General features: G+C 70.6%; 28 protein-coding genes. 23 read left to right on the top strand and 5 right to left on the bottom strand.

Annotated elements, in window-relative coordinates; genetic code table 11:
• Window positions 1–83: 83 nt before the first annotated feature.
• From AC0VY3_RS38140 to AC0VY3_RS38195, 12 genes are all read left to right on the top strand, one after another.
• The gene (locus AC0VY3_RS38140; protein WP_356732659.1) at window positions 84–329 is read left to right on the top strand and encodes a hypothetical protein; all 246 of its coding nucleotides are present in this window, start codon (window positions 84–86) and stop codon (window positions 327–329) included.
• 13 nt (window positions 330–342) lie between these two features.
• Window positions 343–792, top strand: coding sequence for a hypothetical protein (locus tag AC0VY3_RS38145; protein ID WP_475552043.1), 450 nt, complete (start codon window positions 343–345; stop codon window positions 790–792).
• A complete protein-coding gene (locus AC0VY3_RS38150) occupies window positions 689–1,396 on the top strand; it encodes an NUDIX domain-containing protein (protein ID WP_475552044.1) in 708 nt (235 codons plus the stop codon). Before AC0VY3_RS38145 ends, AC0VY3_RS38150 begins: the two co-directional genes overlap by 104 nt.
• A 254-nt stretch (window positions 1,397–1,650) precedes the next feature.
• Entirely contained in the window at window positions 1,651–2,340 is a 690-nt protein-coding gene (locus AC0VY3_RS38155) for a GGDEF domain-containing protein (protein WP_475552045.1), read from the top strand.
• Complete coding sequence (locus AC0VY3_RS38160) at window positions 2,337–2,780, top strand: ASCH domain-containing protein (protein WP_356732651.1); 444 nt, start codon at window positions 2,337–2,339, stop codon at window positions 2,778–2,780. The genes AC0VY3_RS38155 and AC0VY3_RS38160 overlap by 4 nt, the downstream gene beginning before the upstream one ends.
• Window positions 2,777–3,055, top strand: coding sequence for a hypothetical protein (locus tag AC0VY3_RS38165; protein ID WP_356732649.1), 279 nt, complete (start codon window positions 2,777–2,779; stop codon window positions 3,053–3,055). Before AC0VY3_RS38160 ends, AC0VY3_RS38165 begins: the two co-directional genes overlap by 4 nt.
• A gap of 22 nt (window positions 3,056–3,077) precedes the next feature.
• A complete protein-coding gene (locus AC0VY3_RS38170) occupies window positions 3,078–3,278 on the top strand; it encodes a hypothetical protein (RefSeq protein WP_356732647.1) in 201 nt (66 codons plus the stop codon).
• 55 nt (window positions 3,279–3,333) lie between these two features.
• Window positions 3,334–4,011: a hypothetical protein gene (locus AC0VY3_RS38175; protein ID WP_356732645.1), complete on the top strand. Its 678-nt coding sequence runs from the start codon at window positions 3,334–3,336 to the stop codon at window positions 4,009–4,011.
• Window positions 4,012–4,226: 215 nt separating this feature from the next.
• Window positions 4,227–4,886 (top strand): nucleotide-binding protein, encoded by a 660-nt coding sequence (locus tag AC0VY3_RS38180; RefSeq protein WP_356732643.1) that lies wholly within the window; start codon window positions 4,227–4,229, stop codon window positions 4,884–4,886.
• Between the two features lie 115 nt (window positions 4,887–5,001).
• Window positions 5,002–5,856 (top strand): hypothetical protein, encoded by an 855-nt coding sequence (locus AC0VY3_RS38185; RefSeq protein WP_356732642.1) that lies wholly within the window; start codon window positions 5,002–5,004, stop codon window positions 5,854–5,856.
• A 588-nt stretch (window positions 5,857–6,444) separates the two neighbouring features.
• Window positions 6,445–8,232: a MobF family relaxase gene (gene mobF, locus AC0VY3_RS38190; RefSeq protein WP_475552065.1), complete on the top strand. Its 1,788-nt coding sequence runs from the start codon at window positions 6,445–6,447 to the stop codon at window positions 8,230–8,232.
• Window positions 8,229–8,573 carry a hypothetical protein gene (locus AC0VY3_RS38195; protein ID WP_475552046.1) on the top strand — a complete coding sequence of 115 codons (345 nt, stop codon included), beginning with the start codon at window positions 8,229–8,231 and terminating at the stop codon, window positions 8,571–8,573. The genes mobF and AC0VY3_RS38195 overlap by 4 nt, the downstream gene beginning before the upstream one ends.
• A gap of 598 nt (window positions 8,574–9,171) precedes the next feature.
• On the opposite strand, the gene AC0VY3_RS38200 is transcribed toward AC0VY3_RS38195, so the two are convergent.
• On the bottom strand, window positions 9,172–9,615 hold the full coding sequence (locus AC0VY3_RS38200) for a hypothetical protein (RefSeq protein WP_475552047.1): 444 nt from the start codon (window positions 9,613–9,615) through the stop codon (window positions 9,172–9,174).
• Between the two features lie 383 nt (window positions 9,616–9,998).
• On the opposite strand from AC0VY3_RS38200, the gene AC0VY3_RS38205 reads away from it, so the two are divergent.
• Window positions 9,999–11,348, top strand: a complete 1,350-nt coding sequence (locus AC0VY3_RS38205; RefSeq protein WP_475552048.1) for a replication-relaxation family protein — start codon at window positions 9,999–10,001, stop codon at window positions 11,346–11,348.
• An 86-nt stretch (window positions 11,349–11,434) separates the two neighbouring features.
• Here the strand turns inward: AC0VY3_RS38205 and AC0VY3_RS38210 are convergent, their stop codons facing one another.
• The gene (locus AC0VY3_RS38210; RefSeq protein WP_475552049.1) at window positions 11,435–11,659 is read right to left on the bottom strand and encodes a hypothetical protein; all 225 of its coding nucleotides are present in this window, start codon (window positions 11,657–11,659) and stop codon (window positions 11,435–11,437) included.
• A gap of 137 nt (window positions 11,660–11,796) precedes the next feature.
• Between AC0VY3_RS38210 and AC0VY3_RS38215 the strand changes: the two genes are divergently transcribed.
• Window positions 11,797–12,201, top strand: a complete 405-nt coding sequence (locus AC0VY3_RS38215) for a hypothetical protein (protein WP_475552050.1) — start codon at window positions 11,797–11,799, stop codon at window positions 12,199–12,201.
• 19 nt (window positions 12,202–12,220) lie between these two features.
• Here AC0VY3_RS38215 and AC0VY3_RS38220 read toward each other — a convergent pair whose 3' ends face one another.
• Window positions 12,221–12,460, bottom strand: coding sequence for a hypothetical protein (locus AC0VY3_RS38220; RefSeq protein ID WP_475552051.1), 240 nt, complete (start codon window positions 12,458–12,460; stop codon window positions 12,221–12,223).
• A gap of 161 nt (window positions 12,461–12,621) precedes the next feature.
• Here AC0VY3_RS38220 and AC0VY3_RS38225 point away from each other — a divergent pair, with 161 nt between their 5' ends.
• From AC0VY3_RS38225 to AC0VY3_RS38255, 7 genes are all read left to right on the top strand, one after another.
• Window positions 12,622–12,897 (top strand): hypothetical protein, encoded by a 276-nt coding sequence (locus AC0VY3_RS38225; protein WP_475552052.1) that lies wholly within the window; start codon window positions 12,622–12,624, stop codon window positions 12,895–12,897.
• A complete protein-coding gene (locus AC0VY3_RS38230; RefSeq protein WP_475552053.1) occupies window positions 12,857–13,408 on the top strand; it encodes a DUF6879 family protein in 552 nt (183 codons plus the stop codon). The genes AC0VY3_RS38225 and AC0VY3_RS38230 overlap by 41 nt, the downstream gene beginning before the upstream one ends.
• A 7-nt stretch (window positions 13,409–13,415) precedes the next feature.
• A complete protein-coding gene (locus AC0VY3_RS38235) occupies window positions 13,416–14,264 on the top strand; it encodes a helix-turn-helix domain-containing protein (RefSeq protein WP_475552054.1) in 849 nt (282 codons plus the stop codon).
• 96 nt (window positions 14,265–14,360) lie between these two features.
• Entirely contained in the window at window positions 14,361–14,543 is a 183-nt protein-coding gene (locus tag AC0VY3_RS38240) for a hypothetical protein (RefSeq protein WP_475552055.1), read from the top strand.
• 44 nt (window positions 14,544–14,587) lie between these two features.
• Window positions 14,588–14,995: a DUF6415 family natural product biosynthesis protein gene (locus AC0VY3_RS38245; protein ID WP_475552056.1), complete on the top strand. Its 408-nt coding sequence runs from the start codon at window positions 14,588–14,590 to the stop codon at window positions 14,993–14,995.
• Between the two features lie 57 nt (window positions 14,996–15,052).
• The gene (locus AC0VY3_RS38250) at window positions 15,053–16,501 is read left to right on the top strand and encodes a hypothetical protein (protein ID WP_475552057.1); all 1,449 of its coding nucleotides are present in this window, start codon (window positions 15,053–15,055) and stop codon (window positions 16,499–16,501) included.
• Between the two features lie 131 nt (window positions 16,502–16,632).
• A complete protein-coding gene (locus tag AC0VY3_RS38255; RefSeq protein WP_475552058.1) occupies window positions 16,633–17,664 on the top strand; it encodes a hypothetical protein in 1,032 nt (343 codons plus the stop codon).
• A 52-nt stretch (window positions 17,665–17,716) separates the two neighbouring features.
• On the opposite strand, the gene AC0VY3_RS38260 is transcribed toward AC0VY3_RS38255, so the two are convergent.
• Entirely contained in the window at window positions 17,717–17,869 is a 153-nt protein-coding gene (locus AC0VY3_RS38260) for a hypothetical protein (protein ID WP_475552059.1), read from the bottom strand.
• A 154-nt stretch (window positions 17,870–18,023) separates the two neighbouring features.
• Here AC0VY3_RS38260 and AC0VY3_RS38265 point away from each other — a divergent pair, with 154 nt between their 5' ends.
• Together AC0VY3_RS38265 and AC0VY3_RS38270 are read left to right on the top strand one after the other, a co-directional pair.
• On the top strand, window positions 18,024–19,082 hold the full coding sequence (locus tag AC0VY3_RS38265; protein ID WP_475552060.1) for a PIN domain-containing protein: 1,059 nt from the start codon (window positions 18,024–18,026) through the stop codon (window positions 19,080–19,082).
• A gap of 277 nt (window positions 19,083–19,359) precedes the next feature.
• Window positions 19,360–19,872 carry an AAA family ATPase gene (locus AC0VY3_RS38270; RefSeq protein ID WP_475552061.1) on the top strand — a complete coding sequence of 171 codons (513 nt, stop codon included), beginning with the start codon at window positions 19,360–19,362 and terminating at the stop codon, window positions 19,870–19,872.
• Between the two features lie 62 nt (window positions 19,873–19,934).
• Here AC0VY3_RS38270 and AC0VY3_RS38275 read toward each other — a convergent pair.
• Window positions 19,935–22,379, bottom strand: a 2,445-nt coding sequence (locus AC0VY3_RS38275) for a helicase associated domain-containing protein (RefSeq protein WP_475552062.1), incomplete at its 5' end; no start/stop codon positions are given.

The raw sequence follows: 22,379 nt of genomic DNA on the forward strand, positions 1-22,379 counted from the left end.
CAACCGGCCGCCCCGGGCCTCCCACCCGCTCCCAAAGGAGCTGGGGGCAGACACATCGTCCCTCACCTCCCCCTGGAGCCACCATGAGCCCCCGCCCCGACGAGCAGGCCCGCACCGAGCTGCGCGCCCTGGTCGCCCAAGCCGCCCAGCACCGAGCCACCGAGCGCGAGCGCCTGGATGCCGAGTTCTGGCAGGAGGTCGACCGCCTGCAGGGGAGCTACCACGGCGCCCAGCAGGACATCGCCGACGAGCTCGGCATCAAGCGCAACCAGATCCTGCGGCAGACCAAGCGCTACCGGCCCGCCGCCCAGGACACCGCCAACGACTGACGGAGAAACCCACATGAGCGAGACGACCGAGACCACCGGGGCCGTTCCCGCCGCACTGCGCGACTGGTCGGTGAGCTGGCCGCAGTACACGCCGACCGACGTCACCCCCTCCGAGCTGCTGCCCGCGGCTCTGGCCCGCCACGTGCCCGACTGGGCCGAGGCCGCCCCCACCCCGGCCGACGTCCCGGACTGGGACCGCCGCCAGGCCCACGCGCTCGTCCCCTACCAGCTGGATGGGCGGGGCCGGCCGCTGAACCCGCACGGGCGCACCGGCCGCACCGGCCGGAACCTCGGGAAGTGGGGTGAGAACCAGGCCGCCGACCCGATCGTGGTCGCGGGCACCGGCCACCCAGCGCCAGGTGCTGCTGATCACCCGCGACGACATCCACGTCGAAGCCATCCCCGGCGGAATGGTCGATCCCGGCGAGACCGCCCCAGCAGCTCTCATTCGCGAGCTGCGTGAGGAGACCGGGCTCGACCTCTCCGACCACGTGCCGGAGATCCTCGGACGGCAGCTCGTGGACGACTGGCGGAACACGGATTTCGCCTGGGTCGCATCCACCAGCGCGCTCTACCAGCTGCCCGCCACCGTGACCGCGACCGCCGGTGACGACGCCCTCGACGCGAACTGGTGGCCGTTCGGCAGCCTCGCCCAGCTTGATACGGCGGTCACCGCCGCCGGACGCACCCTCTACGCCGCGCACCGGTCCTTGCTGCAGCGCGCCCTGGACCACCTTGACCAGGCGGCGGCCACCGCGCCCGCCACCTCGATCGCCGAACTGGTCGCGCAGCACGCCACGCACCTCGCCCACCTCACCGAGGAGCCGCTCGCCGAGACCGGGTCCGACCTCATCGACCAGCTACGGGAGGGCGAAGACCGCCTCGACCGGGCCGGTATCCAGGGCGGCGACGCGCTGGGCGTTGCCGCCGGGCTGCTGGACCAGGCGCTCGATGTGGAGCTGGACGGAGGTACCCAGCTGGACCAGGAGGTGTCCGTCGTCCACGCCGCGAGCCTGCTGCGCGGCCTCGCGGACATGACCGCCGAATACCGCCGCACGACTGCCTGACCCCGGACCTTGACCCCGGACCCTGACCCCGGACCATGAGCAGCGGCCCCGCCTCGCGGCCGGGGCCGCCTGCCGCCCTCAGCTCCGTCGTGCGCCACCACCCCGACGGGCGGGCCATCGTCACCGAAACCCGCACCGGCCGCTGACAGTCCGAAGAGCACCCGCACCACCACACCAAAACGCTCGGGACCGCCGACGCAACGGCGGTCCCGAGCTACTCCCACCCGTGACTCAGACGAGAGGGAAACCTCAGTATGAACGCCGCCATGCGCTTACCGGGCCGGATCGGCCCGCACGCCCTCCTGATCACCACCGCCGCCGTGCCGCTGACCGGCTGGGCCGTCCACGCCCTGACGCTCCACCGGCGTCTGGCCGACGCCCGTAAGGACCTGCTCACCGGCCTGCCGTGCCGAGGGGAGTTCGTCGCCTACGGCGAGCGGCTCCTGCGCACCCGCCGCCGGCACGCCGACGTGCACGTCCTGATGCTGGACGGGGTCGACTTCAAGGCCGTCAACGACACCTACGGGCACGCCGCGGGCGACACCGTCATTCAGACCATGGGCCGACGCCTCGCCCGCTGGAGTTCGAGCCGCCAGGCGCTCGCGGCCCGGCTGGGCGGCGACGAATTCGCCGTCTGCGCCGTCATCCCTCCCTCTGCCGCCCTCGCGGAGATCACCGCGCTGCGCGAGCAGCTGCAACAGCCCCTCCAGCACGAAGGGCACACCCTGCGCCTGGACGTCTCGATCGGCATCGCCCGCGCAGCGGACCTGCCCGGCGAAAGCATGAGCCGGACCCTGCGCGGCGCGGACACCGCGATGTACAAGGTCAAGAAGGGCGAGGAGACCTTCCCGTACGTCGCGACGCGGGCCGACGCCTACACGAAGACGGTCAACGGCCGCCGCGCCGGCCGCCGTGGGACACACCTTCTGGCGGGTGCCGCGTGAGCGCCGCCGAACTCGAGGGCGGCGACTGGATCCGCGGCATCACCATCCGCCAGCCCTGGGCGACCTGCATCCTCGCGGGCAAGAGCACGGAGAACAGGCCCAAGCCCTGGAGCTGGCGCGGCTGGGTCCTGCTCCACGCCGGGAAGGCGAAGCCGCAGCCCGCCCTGCTGCGCGACCCGCTGGTCGCCCGTACGATCCGCGGCCGCGAACTGCACCTCGGTGCGGTCATCGGCCTCGCCCGCCTCACCGACTGCCACCAGGACCAGGGGCCCGACCGCTGCACCAGTCCCTGGGCACAGCGCGACCTCCACCACCTGGTCCTCACCGACGTCCACGAACTGCCGCTGCCCGTGCCCGCCACAGGCGCGCTCCCGGCCTGGAAGCCGACGCAGGACCTCGTGGACCAGGTCCTCCAGCAGCTGCCCGACCTGCGGCCGTGACCCGCAAGCGAGACAAGAAGCCGCCGTTCGAGCCGGGCTGCGTCCCGGCTCCCGGCGGCCTCCTGGACTGGCGCGACAGCCAGCACTACGACCACTGGCAGATGCGCCCCTGCGCCCTGTGCGAGCAGCCCACATCGATGCGCTCCCACTCCGGGGAGCCCGCTCACAAGGTGTGCGCTGAGAACTGGACCTCCGAGCACCCCACCGAGGCCCGCCTCGGGAGGTTCGCCTCCGACGTCCAGCCCAAGCGCCGGCGCGACGACGACCACGCCTGAGCTCCTCCACCTGGAGGCCCCCGTGAACAGCATCCCGCAGCACGACGTCGACCCCACCCTCGCCTACCCCGAGCCGCCCGCTTCCCCGCTCTGGCACCGCCAGGGCCCCAAGCCGCGGCCGATCACCCCGGAGCAGCAGCGCCGCAACCGCGAACTCCTGCTCCGCGCGCAGCACACCCCCCGGCCTCGCTCCACCAAGACCCCGGCGACGGCCACCCGATGAAGCCCCAGACGCCCCTTCCCTGGACCCACCCCACCCGTGAACAGGAACCCACCCGATGAAGCACCCCTTCCGCCGATGCAGCCACACCCCCGGCACCGTCTCCCCCGAGGACCAGGCCGCCATCGACCAGTTCCGAGCGATGCTCACCGACCTGCGTAACCCGCTGCCCTGGACGCCCGGCCAGGGCCAGGACGCCGCTGTGCGGGTCGGCCCGTTCATCGAGCGAGCCCACCCCCGGCCGGGCGACGACCACGGCACGGTGATCGCCGTCGCCCTGGTCCACCCCGACACCGGCCACGCCGCGGCCTACCTCCACGGCCACCAGCTCGGCTACACCCGCAAGGGCTGGCTGCGCTGCGAGACGACCGCGATCCTCGGCATCTGGCAGCCGGCCTACGCGATGCTCACCCACGCCGCCGCCAACCAGCCCCTCCCCGACGACGTCGGCATGGACCCCGCCCGCTACGGCGTCCACGTCGAAGCCCACCGCGCCGACGGCACCAGCTACCCGCTGCTGCGCCTCGGGCCCTACTTCCAGACCTGGGTCGCCGCCCACGACGCCGACCAGCTCAACACCGAGCTCGCGGGCCGGACCGCCACCGTCATCCCCGGGGCCACGGTCACCGTGAAGGACACGCTGTTCGACATCAGCGACCACGACAGCTACACCGACCCGTACCTCACCGACATCGCCGCTCTCCTGGCCGACGCAGTCGAAGGAGCGACCGCATGACCACGACCCTGTACGAGCTCGAGACCAGCGAGGGCGAAGACAGCGCGCCCGAGACCGGGGCAGCCTGACGCTCAGCACGTCGAAGTCCTGCACCCCGTCAACACGGGGTGCAGGGCTTTTTTGCGTTCAGGAGCAACGCGGGAGCGACTTGTGACGTGGTGCCCGTCCTCGTGGCGCGGGAGACGTGGCAGCATCATGCGGAAGGTAGCCACCGCATGAGGAGAGACCCCGCCGTGCTCATCGCCAACATCAGCCCGCGAAGTATGGGCAAGACGACCGACACCGGCATGATGGGACACGCCTTCCACGAAGCTGGATACCGAGTGCAGCTGTGGGACGCGGACGAATCCGAGCACCTCACGCAGTGGTCCGAAGTCGCTAGCTTCCCCTTCCCTGTCGAGCACAACGCCTCCGCCAAGTTCGCTGAGGAGTACACGCCGCTCGGAGAAGCCGGGATCGACATCGTCGATGTCGGGCACACCGAGAACCACCCCCACATCGCCGACAGCGTGCTCAAGGTCGCTGACCTGGTCATCGTCCACATGGAACCCTCCATGGCCGACTACCAGCGTGTCCACCAGCCGCGTACTTCCACCGCGATCAAGACCATGGTCGGCCGCTCCGCGTTCGACAGGCCCTCACGCACCGCCCCGCCGATGTGGGTGCTGCTCAACCGAGTACGCCCCAACGTCCGGAGCGAGAAGGAAATCCGGGGCCTGCTCACCGAAGCCGACTACAACGTGCTCACGGTCAAGATCCCGGTCTTGGACGAGATCAAGCAGGCCACAGGCTTCGCTGTCGAGAACGCGTCCAAGGGGCCGTTCGGTGAGCTGATCACCGAGCTGCAGTCGCGGGGGCTGGTCAAGAGTGCCTAAGCGTCGCGACTTCCGAGCGGCAGCCGGCAAGGGCGCCCAGCAGCCTTCCGGCAGCAGTGCGACCTCAGCGTCGGAGAGCGTCGCCGCGCCTGACCGGCCCGCTGACCCTCCACAGATGCGCGCTCAGCCCTTCACGATGGAGCACTGGGGGCTGTCCCTCCCGGACGTGGACGCCACGCCGGAAACCGCGCACGGTCCGCTTGATGAACAGGAGCAGCGTCTCCTCTCCGAGGCCCACCGGGCAGTCGACAACGCCCGCACGGCCCGCTGGATGCTCGGCTTCGCCCTGGAAGTGGTTCGACGGCGCCGCCTGCACCGCGGCGACGGCACCCGCACCTGGGAGCAGTACCTGCACCTGGAGCACGACGGCCTCTCCACCAGCGAGGCCGACCGCCTCCAGAAATCCTGGCGGCTGGCGCAGACCGTGCAGAAAGAGCTGGGCCGGCCGCTGCCCGACAGCCACCTGCGCAAGCTGCAGCCGTACGCGGAGCGCACCGACGACCAGGAGGCCGCGCGCGCCTACGCCGAGCTCTACTGGGCGCATCAGGCCGGCGGGGTACGGCTCGTAGCCAACCAGGTTCAGCAGCGAGTGAAGAAGGCAGTGGCGGCGGCCAAGGGTGTGACCGACCCGGCCGAACGCAGCCAAGCCGTCAGCGCCGCCTGGACGTCGACGCCCGAAGCGGCGATGCCTACGCAAAGGGCCGAAGCGGGGCGCGAGCAGGGCAGCACGTCCGGTCCAAGCTCGGACCCGGTCGATGGTGCGCTCCACCTGCTGAACGTGGCACGGCAGACAATCGAGAACGCCACGGAGGACAAGGCCGCGCGCAAAGTCCGTTCGGGCGAGGAAGCCCAGCGCCAGCAGGACGCCATCCGTCGTATTGGTCGCATCCTCAGCAAGGTGAAGGTTGAGGCCGACGCCGACATCGTCGACGGGGAAGTCATCGTGGATGCCGAGCTCGTAGAGAGCTGACCCCAGTGTTTAAGCGGGACTTCCCCAATTGGGGAAGTCCCGCTTGTTTTCGGGGTTCGGGGCTCAGCGGGGGAGCGTTATCGGGCGATTGGTGCGCTTATGAGTACTCAATGACGGTGGAGTCGTGGTGGTGCTCGGGTGGTCGGTGCGCAGTATTCGCACGACGTCGTCAGAGGCAGCTGCGGAGTGGCGGCATCACCTCCCGCCACCGGCCGGGGTGTGGACCAGATGGCAGCCGGTCGGGCACCAGCGGTCCCTGATCACCTCCCGCTGAGGGAAGGGCGACTGGGCGCTGAGGACCAAGTGCACCCGCTCCTGGGTGGTCGTACGGCAGGGGACGCAAGCGATTCCGTCTCGTGTGATCTCCATGGGCGGAAGAGTGCACACACCGTCGGCTTACCGTCTCGGGCTGCGGTGGCGGCCCGCCTGGCGGGCCCCACGGTAAAGACTTGGTGATGGCCTCCCGCCCGGCGGGAAGGACCCCGGATCGCGCTTTTGTGCAGGTCATGACCGGTGTTCCATGGCCCGGTGATCAGTAAATCGGAGCTCCGTCCGGGTGACGGGGTGCGCTACCTCTTCCGCGGCGTGATGGTCGGTGACGGCCACCGCCCCGCAGGCACGGCGCTGCGCGACGCCCAGGACGAGGCCGGTGTCCCGCCCGGGATCTGGCGGGGTCGGGGTCTGGAGGCGGTCGGCCTCACGGCCGGTGACGAGGTGAGCGAGCGGCAGGCCGAACTGCTCCTGGGGGAAGGCCGGCACCCGGACGCCGACCGGATCGAGCGCGAGCGCCTTCAGGCGGGCGACGATCCGGCGAAGGCCCGGCGGGCGACCGTGCTGGGCAGGCCCATCGAGCACAACCGGTCGCCGAAGACGGAGAAGGCCAAGGAACGCGTCCCCTGGCTGGGCATGGACCTGGTGTTCCGGCCGCCGCCGACGGCCCACATCGCGTGGGCGCTGATGGGCGACGAGGAACGCCGGGTGCTGGAGCTGTGCCAGGACATCTCCGTGGACAAGACGCTGAAGTGGCTGGGGGAGTCGGTCGCGCAGATCCGGTCGGGGAGCGGCGGCAAGCACCGCACACCGGTCCGGGACGGTGGGCTGATCGTCGCGGTGTTCCGGCACTACGAGTCCCGAGCTGCCGAGTCGAAGCCGCTGCTCCACGATCACGCGGTGGTGTCGATCCGCGCCCGCCGGCCGGACGCCAAGGGCACGTGGGGCAACCTGTCGGCGGACACGCTGCTGTCCCACATCGTCGCCGCTGACACTCTGTACCTCCTGTTCTTCATGGAGGAGGTGTCCGCCCGGCTCGGGTGGGCGTGGGAGCCGCGCGAGGTGACGCCCGGCCGCCGTCCCGTCATGGAGATCGCGGGCATCGACCAGCGGCTCATCGGCTGGCAGTCCACGCGCCGTCAGCAGATCGAGGAAGCGCTGTTCGTCCTCACTGCCGAATACGTGGAAGAGCACGGGCACGCGCCGGGGGAGAAGGCCGCCTACGCGCTGGCCTGCCGGGCCGCCGACCGGACGCGCCCGCCCAAGCGCAAGGAACCGCGGCCGCTGTCCGAGCTGCGCGAGATCTGGCGGGAGTCGGCGGTCCGCAGGTTCGGCGCCGACGTCATCGACCGGCTGGCGCAGCGGGCGCGAGCGGCGGCCGCTGCGGTGTGGGCGCGGGTGCGGCCGGTGGTCGACGTCGCCCTGGCGGCCGTCGACGTCGTCGCCGTGGTGTACGTGATGCGCGGGGCGTTCAAGCGCCACCACCTGCTCGCCGAAGCGCGCCGCTACCTCTCCTACGTCCTGCGCGGCCGACCCCACCAGCCGGGCCTGGACGAGACGATCGTGCAGACCGTGGTCGACGACTACACCCGCCCTGTCGGCCGGGGCCTGATGATGACCGCCGATCTGCAGGCCCTGTACCCGCGCGACACCGACGACCAGGCCGTGCTGCGCCCCCTGACCCGCCAGCGGACGCTTCCTCTCTACGCGCGGGCCCGCCTGGCCGCCGGGGCGCTGAGCGCCCGGGTTCACGCGGCGCGCCGTGCGGAGCGCCTGGGCTCCCGTGCCCGCCCGCACACCGTCGCCGTGCCCGGCGCCTCGAGGTCTGGTCTGCGTCCGTCGCGTACGGATCGGAAGGCCGGCCGCGCCCAGGAGCAGCAGCAGGGGACCGATGTTGCCGCGCTGGAGCAGACCCGCGTCACGATCGAGGCCGCGGCCCAGATGGCCGTCAGGCTCCAGGACGGCGTCCGGGAGCGCGCTGCCGCCCGCGCCGCCGCCCGCGCCGCCCGGCAGCGGCCCGCCCCGGCGACGCCCGCACCGTCACACACCCCGCCGCCCGGCGTGCAGCCGACGCCTGGCCGGACACCCACTGGAGGACTCGCATGACCACACCGGAGACCCCCGAATTGAAGGACGTCCTCGCCCGAGCCCGCGCGGCCAGTGGGGAGATAGCCGCCGCGCTCGGTGAGGACCAGGAGCCCGAGCCCGATGAGCCCGCGGGCTGGCAGCCGATCTGGAAGCGGCCCCGGACACCGAAATCGAAGGCGGCCAAGAAGAAGCAGCTGGACGATCAGAGGGAGCGGCTCCGGGACGCCGCCAAGCGCCGCCTCGCCGCGGGGGAGTCGCGCCGACCCCGCTCCCGGCAGAGCCGGATCGGCAACGCGGCTGCCCGCCGTGATGCCCGCGCCCTGTCCCGGGTGCGGCACTCCAACGCCTGGCTGCGGTGACGATGCCGGACATCGTCCACCGGGTGGAACCCGCGATGTTCTGCATCCTGCGGCGATGCACGACATCGAGTGGAGTCCACTCCGGGCTCCACTCAGTGGGTCCACCCGATGGGCTCCACCGAGTGGACTCCACTCCGGTGCGCCGGATGACGGTGGACTCCACCGTGGTGCGCACCGCGATGGCGCGCCACCGTGCCCGGCACCGCACCACTGCGACGATGCCCGGCACTCCCGCACGTGCTGGTGCGCCTCACCCGATGTCCGCACCACGCCGGTGCGCTCGCCGCCGGCGACCCCTTGTCCGGGTGCGGCCGGATGCGTGTGACCCCCTTGTCCGGCTCCGCCACCAAGGACGTTTCCCCTTGACACAGCCCGTTTCGGCTCGCGATCAGGTCGTGGTCAAGGGGGTGTGTGATAGGGGAGCCCGCCCGGCCGTGGCGCCCGGCGATGCGGTGCGGTGGTGCGGTGGTGCGTACCGAGTTGGTGCGGTGCGGTGCGGTGCGGTGCGGTGCGGTGGGTGCGGTGGAGCGCACCACGGCGGTGCGGTGGTGCGCCGGGGATGTGCGCCGGACCGCACCACCGCCGTCCCGAAGGTGCGCTACGCGGTGGTGCGGTGCGGCGGGTGCGCTTCCATCGCCTGCTTCATCCCGGCGGCCTCCAGCTGACGCAGGACGTCGGCGACGTCGCCCTGGTCCTCGGTGAGGATGTTCTCGGTGAAGCGGGTGATGGTGTCGGCGATGCCCGGTGCACCGGACAGGCACACGCTGTGGCAGAGGAGCTCCAGCAGCAGTCGCCCGAGTGCCGCGGCGAGGAAGGAGTGCGCGCAGGGCTCCCCGTCGTGGTCGTCCGCGGCGGTGATGGGGATGAAGACGCGTGCGGCGACGTCCAGGAGAAGCCGGTGCAGCTCCGGGCCCGTGTCGTCGGCGACCGCGCAGGCGGTGTCGATGTCGCCGGCCTGTATCGCCCGGATGTAGGCGAAGGCGTCGGCGACGTCCTGCGGGTCCATCGGAGCGAGCGGTACGGTGACAGTGTTCTCGGGCATGACAGCTCCTCATGTACGGGCCGCCTCGCTGATCGCGGCGGCCTCGGAAGGGAGTCTGTGAGCGGAGTCCTGTGGACAGAGGCCGCGGATTGACGGCCTCTGTCCGGCGGCCACCGCAGGCTGCACGCGATGCCAGTCTCGGCGTTCCAGCCCCTACGCACCGCCATACGGTTTCCCCTACGTTTCCCCACCCGCCAGCGCGCCGCGTTTCCCCAGGTCAGACCCCTTGTCCACCCCATTTCCGAAACCTCGACAACCCTGATATCAACACTCTTAAGTCAGTAGGGAGTGGTAGGAGTGGTGATCGGGTTCGGGGCGGCGGGGCGTGCGCCGGCCTTCCGGCCCGAAGGCGGTCGGGCGTACGGGAAGGACGGGAAGTCACGGTGGGTGGGACGAAGGTGTGTCCGTTCGGTTCGACGGAGAAGACCCGGACGATGATCCTGACCGCGCTGGGAGTGGTGAAGGTCGCGACCGCGGCGCAGCTGCGGCAGCTGATGGCGCCGGGCCACGCGAGCAACCAGACGATTCTGAACGGGGCGAAGGACCTCGCCGCCCACGGCCTGGTCGTCTCCCTGGGATCGGCGAAGAGCGTCAACGCGAACGGCAACCGGGTCACGGAGAAGCTGTGGAACCTCACCCCGGCCGGCCTCGAGGCCGCGGGCGTGGTCCTGGAGCGTGAAGTCCGGGACATGGGCAGCACCGCGAAGGCATCCGTGGCGTCGGCGGCCCCGCACGCCCGGAAGGTCACCGACACGATCACCGCGTTCATCCAGCCCGTCCCCGTCCCGACGAAGCCGGTCATACGGAAGAACCAGCCGGCTCCCCTCCCTGCCGCCGCACCGCCCCTCCCACCGCCGGGCATCGGCACGATCGACGCGTGGGAGACCGAAGTGGTCCTGCCCGTCGGCGGATCTTTCGTCAACCCCGTGAAGGGCAGCCTGCGCGCCGACGCCGTCCTCACCGCCCCGGAGGCCGGCCTGCCGATGCTGTGCGTGGAGGTCGACAACGGCACCGAGGACCGCCCCCGCCTCGCCGCGAAACTCGGCAAGTACGTCCGCTTCTACCGGCGCACCGTCAGCATCCCCGGCCAGCGCGAGGCCCCCCTGTGGACCACCCTCTACGAGAAAAGCGACCGCGAGGGGTACCCGCCCCTGGCGATCGTCTTCACCGCCGACGTCGGTGCGAAGGCGATGATGAACCGCATGACGGCCGTCCGCGACCTGACCCGCGACTGCTGGCGGGGCGAGTGGAACGGCGACGACCCGTACGGCGGCACGACCGGCGACGGCTACCGCGAGTACAGCCGCGCCCTGCCAGTCATCGTCACCACCCTCGCCCGCCTCCAGCAGCACGGCCCGCTGGGACCCATCTGGTGGCGCTACGGCCACTCCGACTGGGAGACCCTCAAGAAGGCCCTGGACAACCCCGACGACGGCCGCGCCTACCGTGTCCGGGAGGAGGAGCGCCGGCGGGCAGCTGAGGCCAAGAGGGAGCGGGAGAGCCTCGCGTACATGGAGGAGCGGCGCCGCCGGGAGGCAGCGACCTGGCCGTGCCCGACCTGCGGTCGCAAGACCTACCCCGACGACGGGGCCGAAGCTCCCCACGGGGACTGCCGCGTCTGCCTCAGCATCAAGAAACGGGAACGCCGCGAGGCGGAGGAACGAGCTGAGCAGGAAGCCGCGGCGAAGCAGGCCGGCCTCTTCGGGTTCTTCCACGGACGGAAGAACGCGTAGCGGAGCTTCGCCGCAGGAACGGGCTGTCCAGACATGGTGGCGGCCGGTGTGCGCCGTGACGATGTGCGCGCCGTCGCCGTCAAGTGTTACGGCTGGCCTTCGGTGAGCTGGCTGGCGGTGTTCTCGATCCACAGCAGCGTCCACTCGACTCCGGCCTGCCACCCGGGCTCCGCGCCGTCGTAGCGGCCCTCGGCGTCGGCGCGGATGTTGGCGGCGAGGGCGCGCAAGTCCTTCTGCAGTCCCTGCCGCTTGGCCGTGTCCATGGCCTGGATCATTTCGTCAGTGATGTCACCGGGTCGCAGTCCGCTCATGGCCCCACCTTGGACGGTCACACCTGCTGATGGCCATACCGCGAGGTCACCAACCTGGGAGCCGGACGGCGGAGCTCTGGTCAGCCGGTGATCCCCCATGGCAGGCTCGTGATCTTCCAGGCGAGGGGAGCGTGGCGGTGGAGGGTTTCGCAGAGACGGAAGGCGAAGTGTGTCCGGACTGCAAGGCGGGGCCGGGCCCGGAGAACGCCTGCGTGGGGGTGGGGCTGCCGACCCAGATGTGGCATACGCCGGACTGCCCGCAGTGGACCATCATGCAGATCGGCTGGGAGTCGGGCTCCCGGCGCATCAAGGAACAGGACGCGTGGGCCAAGGACGTCTTCCCGGCCGCGCACGAACGCCTCCAGCAGGCCGCCGCGGCGATGGCGCCGGGCACGCCTGCCCAGCCGTTCGTCGACGCGCTGACCGAACTGGTCCAGGCGCAGGCCGACACCACCGGCTTCGTCGTCCTGCACCGGTGGGTGGAGATCCTGGAGCGGCACTTCCCGCCTCACCTGCCTGACCTCGACCGCACCACCGAGTAGCGGACCGCGCGCCGGTGGCTCAGGCGTCGTCGTTGCCCCTGGGCGGGAGCTCAGGCCGGCGCAGCCGCTCTCGCTCGACGTCGGCCGCGATGACCGCCCGGTCGGTCTCGCCTCGTTGCTCGATGCGGGCCTTGGCCACCGTGGCGACGGCCGTGGCGATCGGCGTGGTAGCGGCCAGGACGGCGGGCCAGGCGGAACCGGTGAGGGAGTCGCCGGGCTGGAAGTCCTGCGGCCCGGCAGCGGGCTCGTTCGTGCTCATGCCCCTCATAGTCCAGTGTCCGCGCCCGGATACCCAACACCCCTCACCCGAACGGGCTATCGGCTTGCGCGCGGGGTGGGGGCTGCCCTTGACCCCAGGCATCGGCGCGCGGGACGGTCGGTGCGCAACTATGCGCAACCGACTCGACAGGGGAGCACGCGATGACGTTACGGTTCGTCGGGATCGACCCGAACACCGGCGGCGAGGGATCGCCGACGGTGTGGGTGGAAGAGGAGAGCTCGGATCTGATCTTCCAGGGTGAGGAGGCCGACGAGCTCCTCAAGACCGAGGTCGGCTCCACTCAGTGGGTGCCCGGCCACAGGGCCGGGATTCCCCCGCACGAGCGGGTGATCCGGATTCCGGCCCACATGGTGTCGATCGTGAGGGAGGCGTGCGATGCGGCGGAACGAGCTGCTGACCAGCGCGACGTTCGCTGACCTCCTCGCGGCTACCCACCGCACGGCGGTCCATCTGGAGATGCGCGACGTCTACGCGGTGGGCGACGAGACGGACGACTTCGAGAACTTCCTGCGCACCGGCGTCCCGAACCTCGACCCGGCCCGCTCCTTCTGGCCGCAGTGGATGCCGCTCGTCAAGTACGTGGTCGCCCGTGGCGTGGTGATGCGCCGCGCGCGGATCGTCTCCGAGCCGGTCACCGACTACATCCGCTACGAGCACGCCATCACCCCGCTCAACCTCCAGGCCGGAGAGGACGTGCGCTGGCTGCCCCGCCGCCACGCCAGCGACATCCCGCTGCCCGGCAACGACTTCTGGCTCCTGGACGGCCGCGTCGTGCAGTTCCACCACTTCACCGGCACCGGCGACTGGGCGACGGACGGGAAGGAACGCACCGACGACCCAGCGGCGGCCGCGCTGTGCGCCACGGCGTTCGAGGCGGTGTGGGAGCGAGGCGTCCCGCACGAGAAGTACACCGTCCAGGCCCCCTGAGCAGCCCGTGACCGTCTCTCCCTCCTCCAGCGCGCAGGCCGCCCGTGAAGCGCTCGCCGTGCGATTGCAGCACCTGCGCAAGGACGCCGGCCTCACCGGGAAGGAACTCTCCGCCCGGTGCGGCTGGCACCCCGCGAAGACCACCCGCATCCAGAAGGGCGACGCCCCGCCCTCGGACACCGACATCCGCACCTGGTGTTCGGCGTGCGGTGCCGACGACCAGGCCGACGACCTCATCGCCACCGCCCGCGCCGTCGACTCCATGTACCTGGAGTGGCGCCGCCTGCACAAGGGCGGCATGCGCAAGGTCCAGCAGGACTGGAACACCCTGCACGAGCGCACCCGCGTATGCCGGGTCTACGTCTCCAACGTGCCGCCGGGCTTCTTCCAGACCCCCGGCTTCGCCACCGCCCTCATGCAGCAGATCACCGCCTTCCAGGGCACCCCCAACGACGTCGCCGAAGCGGTCGCCGCCCGCATCGCCCGCTCCCGGTTCCTCTACGAGGGCGGCCACCGCTACGTCGTCCTCATGGAGGAATCCGTCCTGCGCTACCGCACCGCCGACCCCGACGCCATGCGCGGGCAACTGCGCCACCTCCTGGCCGTGATGCCGCTCGCCTCGGTCTCGCTGGGGATCATCCCGTTCACCGCGCAGCGCACCGTGTGGCCGCTGGAGGCGTTCTACCTCCACGACGACGTCCAGGCTGTGGTGGAGACCCTGACGGCGGAGATCAAGGTGAAGCAGCCGCGCGAGCTCGCCGACTACGCCAAGGCGTTCGCCGGCCTCGCGGAGATGGCCGTGTACGGCGACGCCGCCCGCACCCTCATCCGGAACGCGATCGACGCCCTGGAGTGAACCTCCGCAATTCTCCGCAACTTCGTTGAGAGCGCGGCCCGTAGCTGCGTAGCGTCGACGGCACCCACGGACCATCAGCCGAAGAGGCGGGGCCCCATGCGCGCACACACGGACACCACCGCCCCGGCCCCGGAGGGCCGCGGCCTCCGGCCGCCCGCCTACGGCGTCCCCTCCCCGGCCCTGCTGGCCCGAGCGGACCGCGGCTACGCCCGGTTCCTCGCCCAGCAGACCGAGGACCAGGACGACCGGCCCGACGGCGGCGAGAACACCCAGCGGTGACCGCCGGTCACCCGCACACGACGCTCCCGGCAGCGAGGCCCGCCATGCACAACAGCAGCCATACGGTCCTGTACGACCCCGACGGGCTGATCGAGGCGGAGCTCCCGCTCGACCGCGCGCCGTACGAGAGCCTCGTCACGGCCGTCCTCGAGTGGACCGGCAAAGACACGCTCACCACCCGCGACTACGAGCAGATCGCCCTCCAGCTCACTGGCCACGCCCGCGCCGTCGCCGCCGACGTCCGCCGCCACACCAACCAGCTGCCCAAGGACAGTGGGACCAAGGCGCTCGCCGACGTCGTCCTGCGCGAGGCAGACGGCCGACTGTCCGCGACGATCGAGGGCACCGTCCGCTGCGTCCAGAACCGCGCCCGCCTCGTACGTGCGCTCTACGAGCGCCTGGACCGCCTGGAGGCCGCGCTCGCTGCGGAGAGAGCTACGCCAGGCGGCTGAACTCTGAGTGAGGAAAAGTGTGGATGCGGTGTCGCACGCTGCGGCTACGGTGCTGCTATGGCTGCACACTCCCAGGGCCCGAACGGGCTGCTTCCCGTCCACGTCGCTGTTCACAATCCCGCAGAGATGCCGGAGCCCGATCCGCAGGCGGCCGACTACGCGCACCAGCTCTTCGCGGCCTCGGCCAAGTACGCGGACATCTCCTGGAGCGAGTGGGGAGCTGAGCCACGCTGGCTCGGTATGGACACCAGCACTTGTGCAGCGGCCGTCAACCCGAGCCACTTCGCCAGCCGGGGCGCGGATGAGTTCGAGCGGTTCCTGTCCGGGGCGGCCTCGCGCGGCGAGCCCGCGCTGATCATCGCCACGATGGGAAACGCGAAAGATGACGGCCCTCGAAACGTCTTCAGTCGCTACAACGCCAGTGTGAACTTCCGCAACTTCACCGGCTCGATCGCTGGGAAGCGCCTGCCCGCAGGGGCGGACATCTCTCTGGCCCCCGACCTGGACGCGGCCGACCGTGACCTGGGCCTGCGGCTACGGAACCGCCCGGCCGGTGCCCCGTGGTGGGCCATGACTCTGCAGGCGACCGCTATGGAAGGCCCTCGGGGGACCACTGTCCACGAGCCTGACGGGGAACTGGTGCCGATCCTGGTGGACAGCCTGGACGAGCCGGTCGTTGCCCGCTGGACACCCAGCGACGGCCAACAGATCTGGTACGTGATCCCCGACGCGGTCGACTGGAACACCGTGGTCGACTGGATCGTCCAGCGGGCCCTGCCCGCGCACGTCCCGGCCGCGCTGCGCCGCGTCCGATCCCCGCACAGCATCGACACCAACCTGGAGACATCCGCAGAGACGAAAGCCCGCGTCGCCCTCGAGGAACTGGAGCGCCGCTACATCGACGACAAGGACCGCTTCCAGGCCGACTATGAGCGGGCGCGGCAGGAAGCCGAGCCCATACGGTCCGGGCTGCTTTACGGCAGCGGCGGCGAACTGGCCGACGCGGTCGCCGTCGTGCTGCGCGCCGCCGGCTTCACCGTCACCGACCTGGATGCGGAACTGGGCGCCACCAAGTCGGCGGACCTAGTGGCCGTGCTGGACCAGGAGACGTGCCTGATCGAGGTGAAATCCGCCTCCGGCGCGGCATCGGAGAAACTGGTCTCCCACCTTCAACGGCACCTGGAGACCTGGCCACAGCTACGCCCCAACCAGCCGGTCACTTGCTCCACCTTGATCGTCAACCATCAGCATCGGCTCGACCCCGCGCAGCGCCCCACTGAGGTGTACCAGCGCAAAGAGTTCGTCGACGCCCTCACCTTCCCGGTGCTCGCCACTGGCCAGCTCTTCGACTGGTGGCGTGCCCAAGACTGGTCGGCAGTGCGGACCGCCGTGCTCGGACACCCCCATTCCGGCCAGACAATCAAGCCAACCACGGCACAGAGAACGGCGAGCTCGCCCCGGCAGCGCAGGTTCTGGTTCCGATCAGGTGGTGCCGACTCCGCGTAGCGGAGGATCCCAGTGCTGTCCCCACCCCTTGGCTGAGTCCTCGCCCAAGGGGTGGGGGAGCCCGGGTTGGCCTAGCCGGGGATGGCAAAAATGCCTGATGAGCGCGCATGGAAGCGTGGGAGCATGTAGCCATGGCTGAGGATAAGAAGCCTGACGAGTCAGAGGGCGCGGATCAGGCTGAGGACCAGGAGCATGACGAGTCCGAGGACGCAGGCCAGACGGAGTCGGTTGATCTTTCGCGCTTCTACGCGTCGACGCTTAAGCCGTTCCACGACTATATGCGGAACCAAAACGCGTGGATCAGCAAGATGCTCGCTGACTCCGCTGCGGTGAGGATGCGCCCTGTTCTCGCTCGGATCGTGGTTGATTCTCCGCTGGCCCGGATGAACGCCGTCACCGAGACCCTCGGCAGGCAGATGGCGGACCTGACCCGCTTCAACGACATGGTCCGGCAGGCGTTGGAGCCGCTGGCCGCGTACCGGCCGCCTCAGTGGCACAGCGTCTTCGCCTCCCTCGACGACATCATCAACAGGCTCTACCCGGAGAACCTGCGCGACGTCACGCCCGACCTGGACGACCTGGAAAAGCTCCTGGTCGAGGAGGGCATCCCCCTCATGTGGGTACCCGGGCCGCAGACGGTGTGCGTCCTGCTGGATGCGCCGGATGCGGCCGCCCGGCGCCGCATCATCGGCCGACGCTGGAAGAGCATCGTCAACGACTGCGAGGCGGTACTCGAAGAAGTCAGGCACCTGGCCGTACGGGATGCCTGCGGCTTCGCCCTCGACGTGGTACGTGCCCTACGAGCTGGACACGCCAGCGCGGCTCAGGCATTGGCCGCCAACCTGCTCGACTCCCTCCTCCAGCGCCACTTCGACAAGGACGATCGAGTCCTGCTCACGAAGAACGACTTCAAGACCGAGGGCGTCAAGTTCAAGTTTGAGGACTACAAGTTCAAGGTCGCCTGCACCTTCGCCCCGGTTTGGTACGCGCACGCCAGGTACTACCCCAGGAACGGTGACCCCATCCCGCGTACCTTCGGTCGCCACCCCAGCGCACACGGCGTCTCCCGGACCCAGTATTCGCGCATCAACGCGGTGTACGCCCTCATGCTGGTCACCTCGGTGATCAAGTTCTTCGACACAGAACTGCCCGGCCGACCGTGACAGCTCGAAGACCCGGGGCTGCTGACTCTCACTTCAGCGCCTGAGCGGCTTCTCATCGTGATGCCTGCGGAAACGGGCCCTGAGCGGCGTCCAGGCCGGGCGTCTCAGTGTCCAGGATCGCGTACCCGTCCGGGTCGCCGAGGATCTTCTGCGCCCACGCGATCGTCGGCCCCAGGTTCCCGACACGGACGCGCCGCGTCAGCACGCGGCCATCACCGCGGCGTGCCCACCCTGGTCGGCGAGAGCCATGCGGCCGTGGTCCAGCTGTCGGCCAACGGGCTCTGAGGATCTGTCACCCAGACCGGCTTCGGGTCCGAGAATCCCGCACGGATGTCAGTGGCGGTGAAGACACTGGATCCATGACGCTCGACCGTGCCGATACGGCACCGCCCCTGTTGATCCCCTCCGGGTCGGCGATCAACCCGATGGTGCTGGACCGGCCGATGCTGCTGCCCGTCCTCGACACCAACGCGCTGTTGGTCGAAGCCTGCGCTCTGGCCAAGAGCGGCGGCCGGCAGGACCGGGTCACCGCGCTGGCCGTCACCGGCCGCGCCACCCCGTACATCGCCGCGCACGTTCCCGGTGAAGTCGACGAACACCTGCCCAAGATGGCCGCCCACTTCGAGGTGCCGGAACGCTGGGCGCGCCGCGTGCTCGATCAGCAGATCCTGCCCGCCCTTCGAGTGGTCGACCTGGAGATCCGCGACCACCTGTCCCCGCAGACCCGGCACATCCTCCGGGTCGACCGAGATATCCCGCGCAAGTACCGGGGCGATCCGGACGACGCGCCCACGATGGCGCTCGCAGAGTTCCTCGCTCCGAGCGTCATCGTCACCCAGGACAGCGTCTTCCACCACTTCGGGTTCGCCGTTATCGACTGGATCCCCGTCGCCCAGAGCGTGATGCGCGTGGCCGGCCTGGAGGCCACCGCCGCGAACGCGCTGGTGGCCATCGACTGGGCACTGCGGCTGTCCGGTGCGGGCGCTCACCGCCTGGTGGTCCTCGCGCGACGCAACCCGTTGGCCGCGACGGTCACCGTGGGCGGGCTGCTGTTGTGGTGCTACCGAAACGGCTACCTGACCCGCGACAACTGGAGACGTCGCCTGTCGCAGGTAGGGGGCGTGGCGAAACCGCTGCTGGAACTGGCGGAAGCCGGGATGACCGAGCACCAAGCGCTCAGTGACTCGCTCCTAGTGGTCGAGCCGCCGGCCTACCCCACCAACGAGCAGCTCGTGGCCCGGTACCTCGCGCGCTGCGGCCGTTCCCTGACGCCCGGCGAGCTGCGTGACGCGCTCGCCCGGCGCGGCCACATCGTCTCCGCCGCGCAGCTGAAGCGGGACATGCTCACCCACCGTGCGTTCGTCCGAGCCCCCGGCGACCTGTGGACCGTCGGCCGCCCGGTGCGGCAGCAGACCTGACCCGGGCATGCCCGGGCCGTGGCCACAGCCGAGTCCTGGGTCGGGTCCGTACCGAGACGGGCAGCCCGAATACGAGGACATCGCCCACATCGCTGAGCGCTCCGGCCGCGCCACGATCTTCTGCTGACCGGGTCCCGAGCTTCGCTGATCCGGCACAGCCGCTCACGTCTCGAACAGGCTCGGTCAATCTGCGCCGTGATGACGTCCATGTCTCCGCCGCTGTCCGCGAACGTGCTGGACTGGTGGCGTCCCGTACGCAGCTCCCCGGGGAGGAACCATGGGCGACGTCGCCACGGCCGTGTCCGACGAAGCGTTCTCCGCACTTGCCGAGAACCTGGACCACATCCTTGAGACCCGCGCACTGCTCTGCGTCATCGCACCGGAGAACGTCCAGGGTGAAGCCGTGGTGGAGGCCGCTCTCAGCCGCTGCGACGGGGCCGACTCCGTCGTGGTCACGACCACAGCGCCGGGCAACTTGGCGGCGCTCCTGGACGCGATCCACGCCGCTCTGCACCTCGGTGTCCGGCCGCGTCGGCTGGCCGACGCACAGCGGGCTGTCGAGGACGAACTCGCACGGCGCTCCTGGCCGGTGGTGGTCGTACGCGATGCTCATCTGCTGCGGACCGAGGCCCTGCAGTACGTCTACGGGTTGTGGAGCCTGTTCCAGGAGCGTGAGCGCCGGATGCCCGTCGTCCTGGTGGGGCCCGAGCGGATCCGGTCCGTGCTGCGCAGGCCGTCACTCGCCAGCCTGGAGAGCTGCGTCTTCATCTGGCACCGCCTCACCCCGTGAACGCACCGGACCCCGGGCCTCGACAGGCCTGGGGTCCGGTGGGGGAGCGGCCGGAGGCCGTCTCAGTAGTCGTCCCGTTCGGAGGGCGGTCCGTACTGCTCGATGATGTCGCAGGTGCAGGTGCCGCCCTCGTACACCGTCTTGTCGCACTCGTCATGGTGGTGCCGTACCCGCGGCCGCTTCGGCGGGGAAGCCGACGCGGGCGGGTCGGGAGGCTGGCCAGCGCTGGACCGGGCGGCGGCCCTGAGCTCGTTGTCCACGACGGCGGAGGCGATCTCATCCTTGCGCCACTGCTCGGGGGAGTTGTGGCGCACCAGGCCCCCCGCGTAGGCCATGCGCAGCAGTTCGGCCTTGGTGTGCTTCCGTGTCAGCTCGGTGAGGCGCTTCATGCGCGCCAGTCCGCGGGCCGCCTCGGCTTCGCGCTCTTCATCCGTTCCCGTGGCGCCCGCGTCGCGCTGCTCCGGCACGGGCGTTTCCATCGGCGCCGGTTGCTCAGAACCTCCGTCCGTGGGGGCAGGGGCAGGGGCGGCAGGTGCGGGGCCTGCCCAGTCGACGCCCAACGCGGCCAGGTCGGTGAGCTGTTCGGCGCTGAGCTTGTCCCGCCTCGACTTGGTGTTCGAGACCCACACGCCCAGCTTGACGGTCACGGGCTCCGTCTCGCCGTCGACCGTGATCTGTTCGATGGCCCCGCGCGGCACCGGCCGGTCCGCGCCTTCCCGCTCCACCCACTGCGCGAGGGCCTGTACGCCCCGCTGGAACGCCTGCTGCGCCTTACCCGTGCCCTTCGACCGGGTGGCCGCCGGAGCGGGAGACGGAGCCTCAAGCGGTGTGACGCCCAACTGGGACAGGCGCTCCTGCTGCTCGGTGGACAGCTGCGCCCAGGTGCTCGCCTCGCGTTGCCGTGCGAGCCATTTGCCGATGTCGTCGCCCTCGAACAGGACGCCCGGCTGGATGGTCGGCAGGACGCCGTCGGCATCGACCAGGTCGGCGAGGACGCGGTAGTGGCGCTGCCAGTCGAGCGGCCACGGGCAGTCCCAGTCCTCATCGATGGCGGTCAGCTGAGCGGCCCGCACCGCGGCGCGCTCGGGGTCCTTCCCGAGGCCGCCCTTCCTGCGGAGATTGGCCGCATGCTGGCCGACGGGCACCATCGCCTCGCCTTCGCCCCAGACCGCGTCCTGGCGAGGTGCGAGGTGCCCGGTGGCCCGCCGGTAGGAGCGGAGCGCGGCGAGCTTGTTCTCCCACGCCTCTTCGCCGGGCTCCCAGACCATCCCTGCTTCGGGCGCGTCCAGCAGTTCCTTGCGGTGGGGGTCGAGTTCGCCGGCGCGCAGCGTCTTGCGCTGCTGGTGGACCCACTGTCCGAGGGGAAAGTCCTTGGTGACGCCGACCTCGGTCTCGGTGTCGTAGGGGACGGCGTAGAGACCGGTGATCTCGTTCTCCTTCCGCCAGCGGATCAGGGCCTCGTAGCCATCCAGCCAGGCCAGGGACTCTGGCCGGTAGACCCGGGTGCGCAGGAAGGCCGCGATGGTCGCTGCGTCGCGTGGGCTGGAGAAGTGGAGCAGCGCGGACTCGACGGCGGCGTCGGTGTCGTCCTGCTCCTGGTCCTCGCCGTCGCCCTCGCCGCCGGCCTCGACAATCCGGCCCTCTTCGTCGCGCCGGATGTGCACCTTGCGCTTCCCGCTGGTGAGGGCGCGGGAGGCGAGCTGCTCGACCAGGCGCTCATCGTGCGAGCGCAGGCCCTGGAGCACGGCCACAAGGGGGCGGAAGGAGGCGGAGGATACCATGTCGGTTGGGTCCTCGCCGGGCTGGAGGAAGACGGGCACGATGATGCGGGCGATCTTCGTGGTGCCGTCGCGGTTGGGCCGGAGCGCGCGGCCGATGTTCTGGACGATCTCCACCTGGGAGCCGCGGGTGTCGGCGAAGCAGATGGCCTCCACTCCGCGCTCGCCAGTGATGTCCACGCCCTCCCCGAGCACGCGCACGGAGGCGAGGAACGCCCGGTGCACGCGCCGGTTGTTCGCGTCGATGCCGTTGGCGAACTGCCGCAGTACCTCGCGCCGCTCGGACACGAGGTGGTCGCCGCACAGCCAGGACGACCAGATGCGGTCCGGGGGTACGTGGCGGCCGGCTTCCAGGTCGTAGAACTCCGCGTCGATCGACGACTTCGGCAGCCGATCTGCGGCCGCCAGGTTGTCGTCCGAGGCGGCGTTCACGTACAGCTCGGCAGCGGTCTCCGGCAGCTTCTCCGCGAACGCGGCGGCCTCCTCGACCTTCTGATGGAAGGTCATGACGGTGCGCAGGTTGTACGCGGCCGCGTGTTCCAGGACCGCCGTCTGCAACAGGGCCAGGCGCCGGCCCCGCAGCGCCTCGTCCGATTCCCCGAAGACCGGGGAGGGGTCGCGGATCTCCAGCACGTCGATCTCGAACCCGGCGAGGATGGCCCGCTCGATCGCCTCCGAGAGGCCCAGCTCGGCCAGCCATGGCCCGTAGGTCTCGGAGTCCTGGCCCAT

It is taken from the genome of Streptomyces sp. iso_384 (genome assembly GCF_056172905.1).

Bases quoted from the DNA above. Each gene is read 5' to 3' on its own strand.
- AC0VY3_RS38140 (WP_356732659.1), top strand. From the start codon at position 84: ATGAGCCCCCGCCCCGACGAGCAGGCCCGCACCGAGCTGCGCGCCCTG.
- AC0VY3_RS38145 (WP_475552043.1), top strand. From the start codon at position 343: ATGAGCGAGACGACCGAGACCACCGGGGCCGTTCCCGCCGCACTGCGC.
- AC0VY3_RS38155 (WP_475552045.1), top strand. From the start codon at position 1,651: ATGAACGCCGCCATGCGCTTACCGGGCCGGATCGGCCCGCACGCCCTC.
- AC0VY3_RS38175 (WP_356732645.1), top strand. From the start codon at position 3,334: ATGAAGCACCCCTTCCGCCGATGCAGCCACACCCCCGGCACCGTCTCC.
- AC0VY3_RS38180 (WP_356732643.1), top strand. From the start codon at position 4,227: ATGAGGAGAGACCCCGCCGTGCTCATCGCCAACATCAGCCCGCGAAGT.
- AC0VY3_RS38185 (WP_356732642.1), top strand. From the start codon at position 5,002: ATGCGCGCTCAGCCCTTCACGATGGAGCACTGGGGGCTGTCCCTCCCG.
- mobF (WP_475552065.1), top strand. From the start codon at position 6,445: ATGGTCGGTGACGGCCACCGCCCCGCAGGCACGGCGCTGCGCGACGCC.
- AC0VY3_RS38195 (WP_475552046.1), top strand. From the start codon at position 8,229: ATGACCACACCGGAGACCCCCGAATTGAAGGACGTCCTCGCCCGAGCC.
- AC0VY3_RS38200 (WP_475552047.1), bottom strand. From the start codon at position 9,615: ATGCCCGAGAACACTGTCACCGTACCGCTCGCTCCGATGGACCCGCAG.
- AC0VY3_RS38210 (WP_475552049.1), bottom strand. From the start codon at position 11,659: ATGAGCGGACTGCGACCCGGTGACATCACTGACGAAATGATCCAGGCC.
- AC0VY3_RS38220 (WP_475552051.1), bottom strand. From the start codon at position 12,460: ATGAGCACGAACGAGCCCGCTGCCGGGCCGCAGGACTTCCAGCCCGGC.
- AC0VY3_RS38225 (WP_475552052.1), top strand. From the start codon at position 12,622: ATGACGTTACGGTTCGTCGGGATCGACCCGAACACCGGCGGCGAGGGA.
- AC0VY3_RS38230 (WP_475552053.1), top strand. From the start codon at position 12,857: ATGCGGCGGAACGAGCTGCTGACCAGCGCGACGTTCGCTGACCTCCTC.
- AC0VY3_RS38240 (WP_475552055.1), top strand. From the start codon at position 14,361: ATGCGCGCACACACGGACACCACCGCCCCGGCCCCGGAGGGCCGCGGC.
- AC0VY3_RS38245 (WP_475552056.1), top strand. From the start codon at position 14,588: ATGCACAACAGCAGCCATACGGTCCTGTACGACCCCGACGGGCTGATC.
- AC0VY3_RS38250 (WP_475552057.1), top strand. From the start codon at position 15,053: ATGGCTGCACACTCCCAGGGCCCGAACGGGCTGCTTCCCGTCCACGTC.
- AC0VY3_RS38255 (WP_475552058.1), top strand. From the start codon at position 16,633: ATGGCTGAGGATAAGAAGCCTGACGAGTCAGAGGGCGCGGATCAGGCT.
- AC0VY3_RS38265 (WP_475552060.1), top strand. From the start codon at position 18,024: ATGACGCTCGACCGTGCCGATACGGCACCGCCCCTGTTGATCCCCTCC.
- AC0VY3_RS38270 (WP_475552061.1), top strand. From the start codon at position 19,360: ATGGGCGACGTCGCCACGGCCGTGTCCGACGAAGCGTTCTCCGCACTT.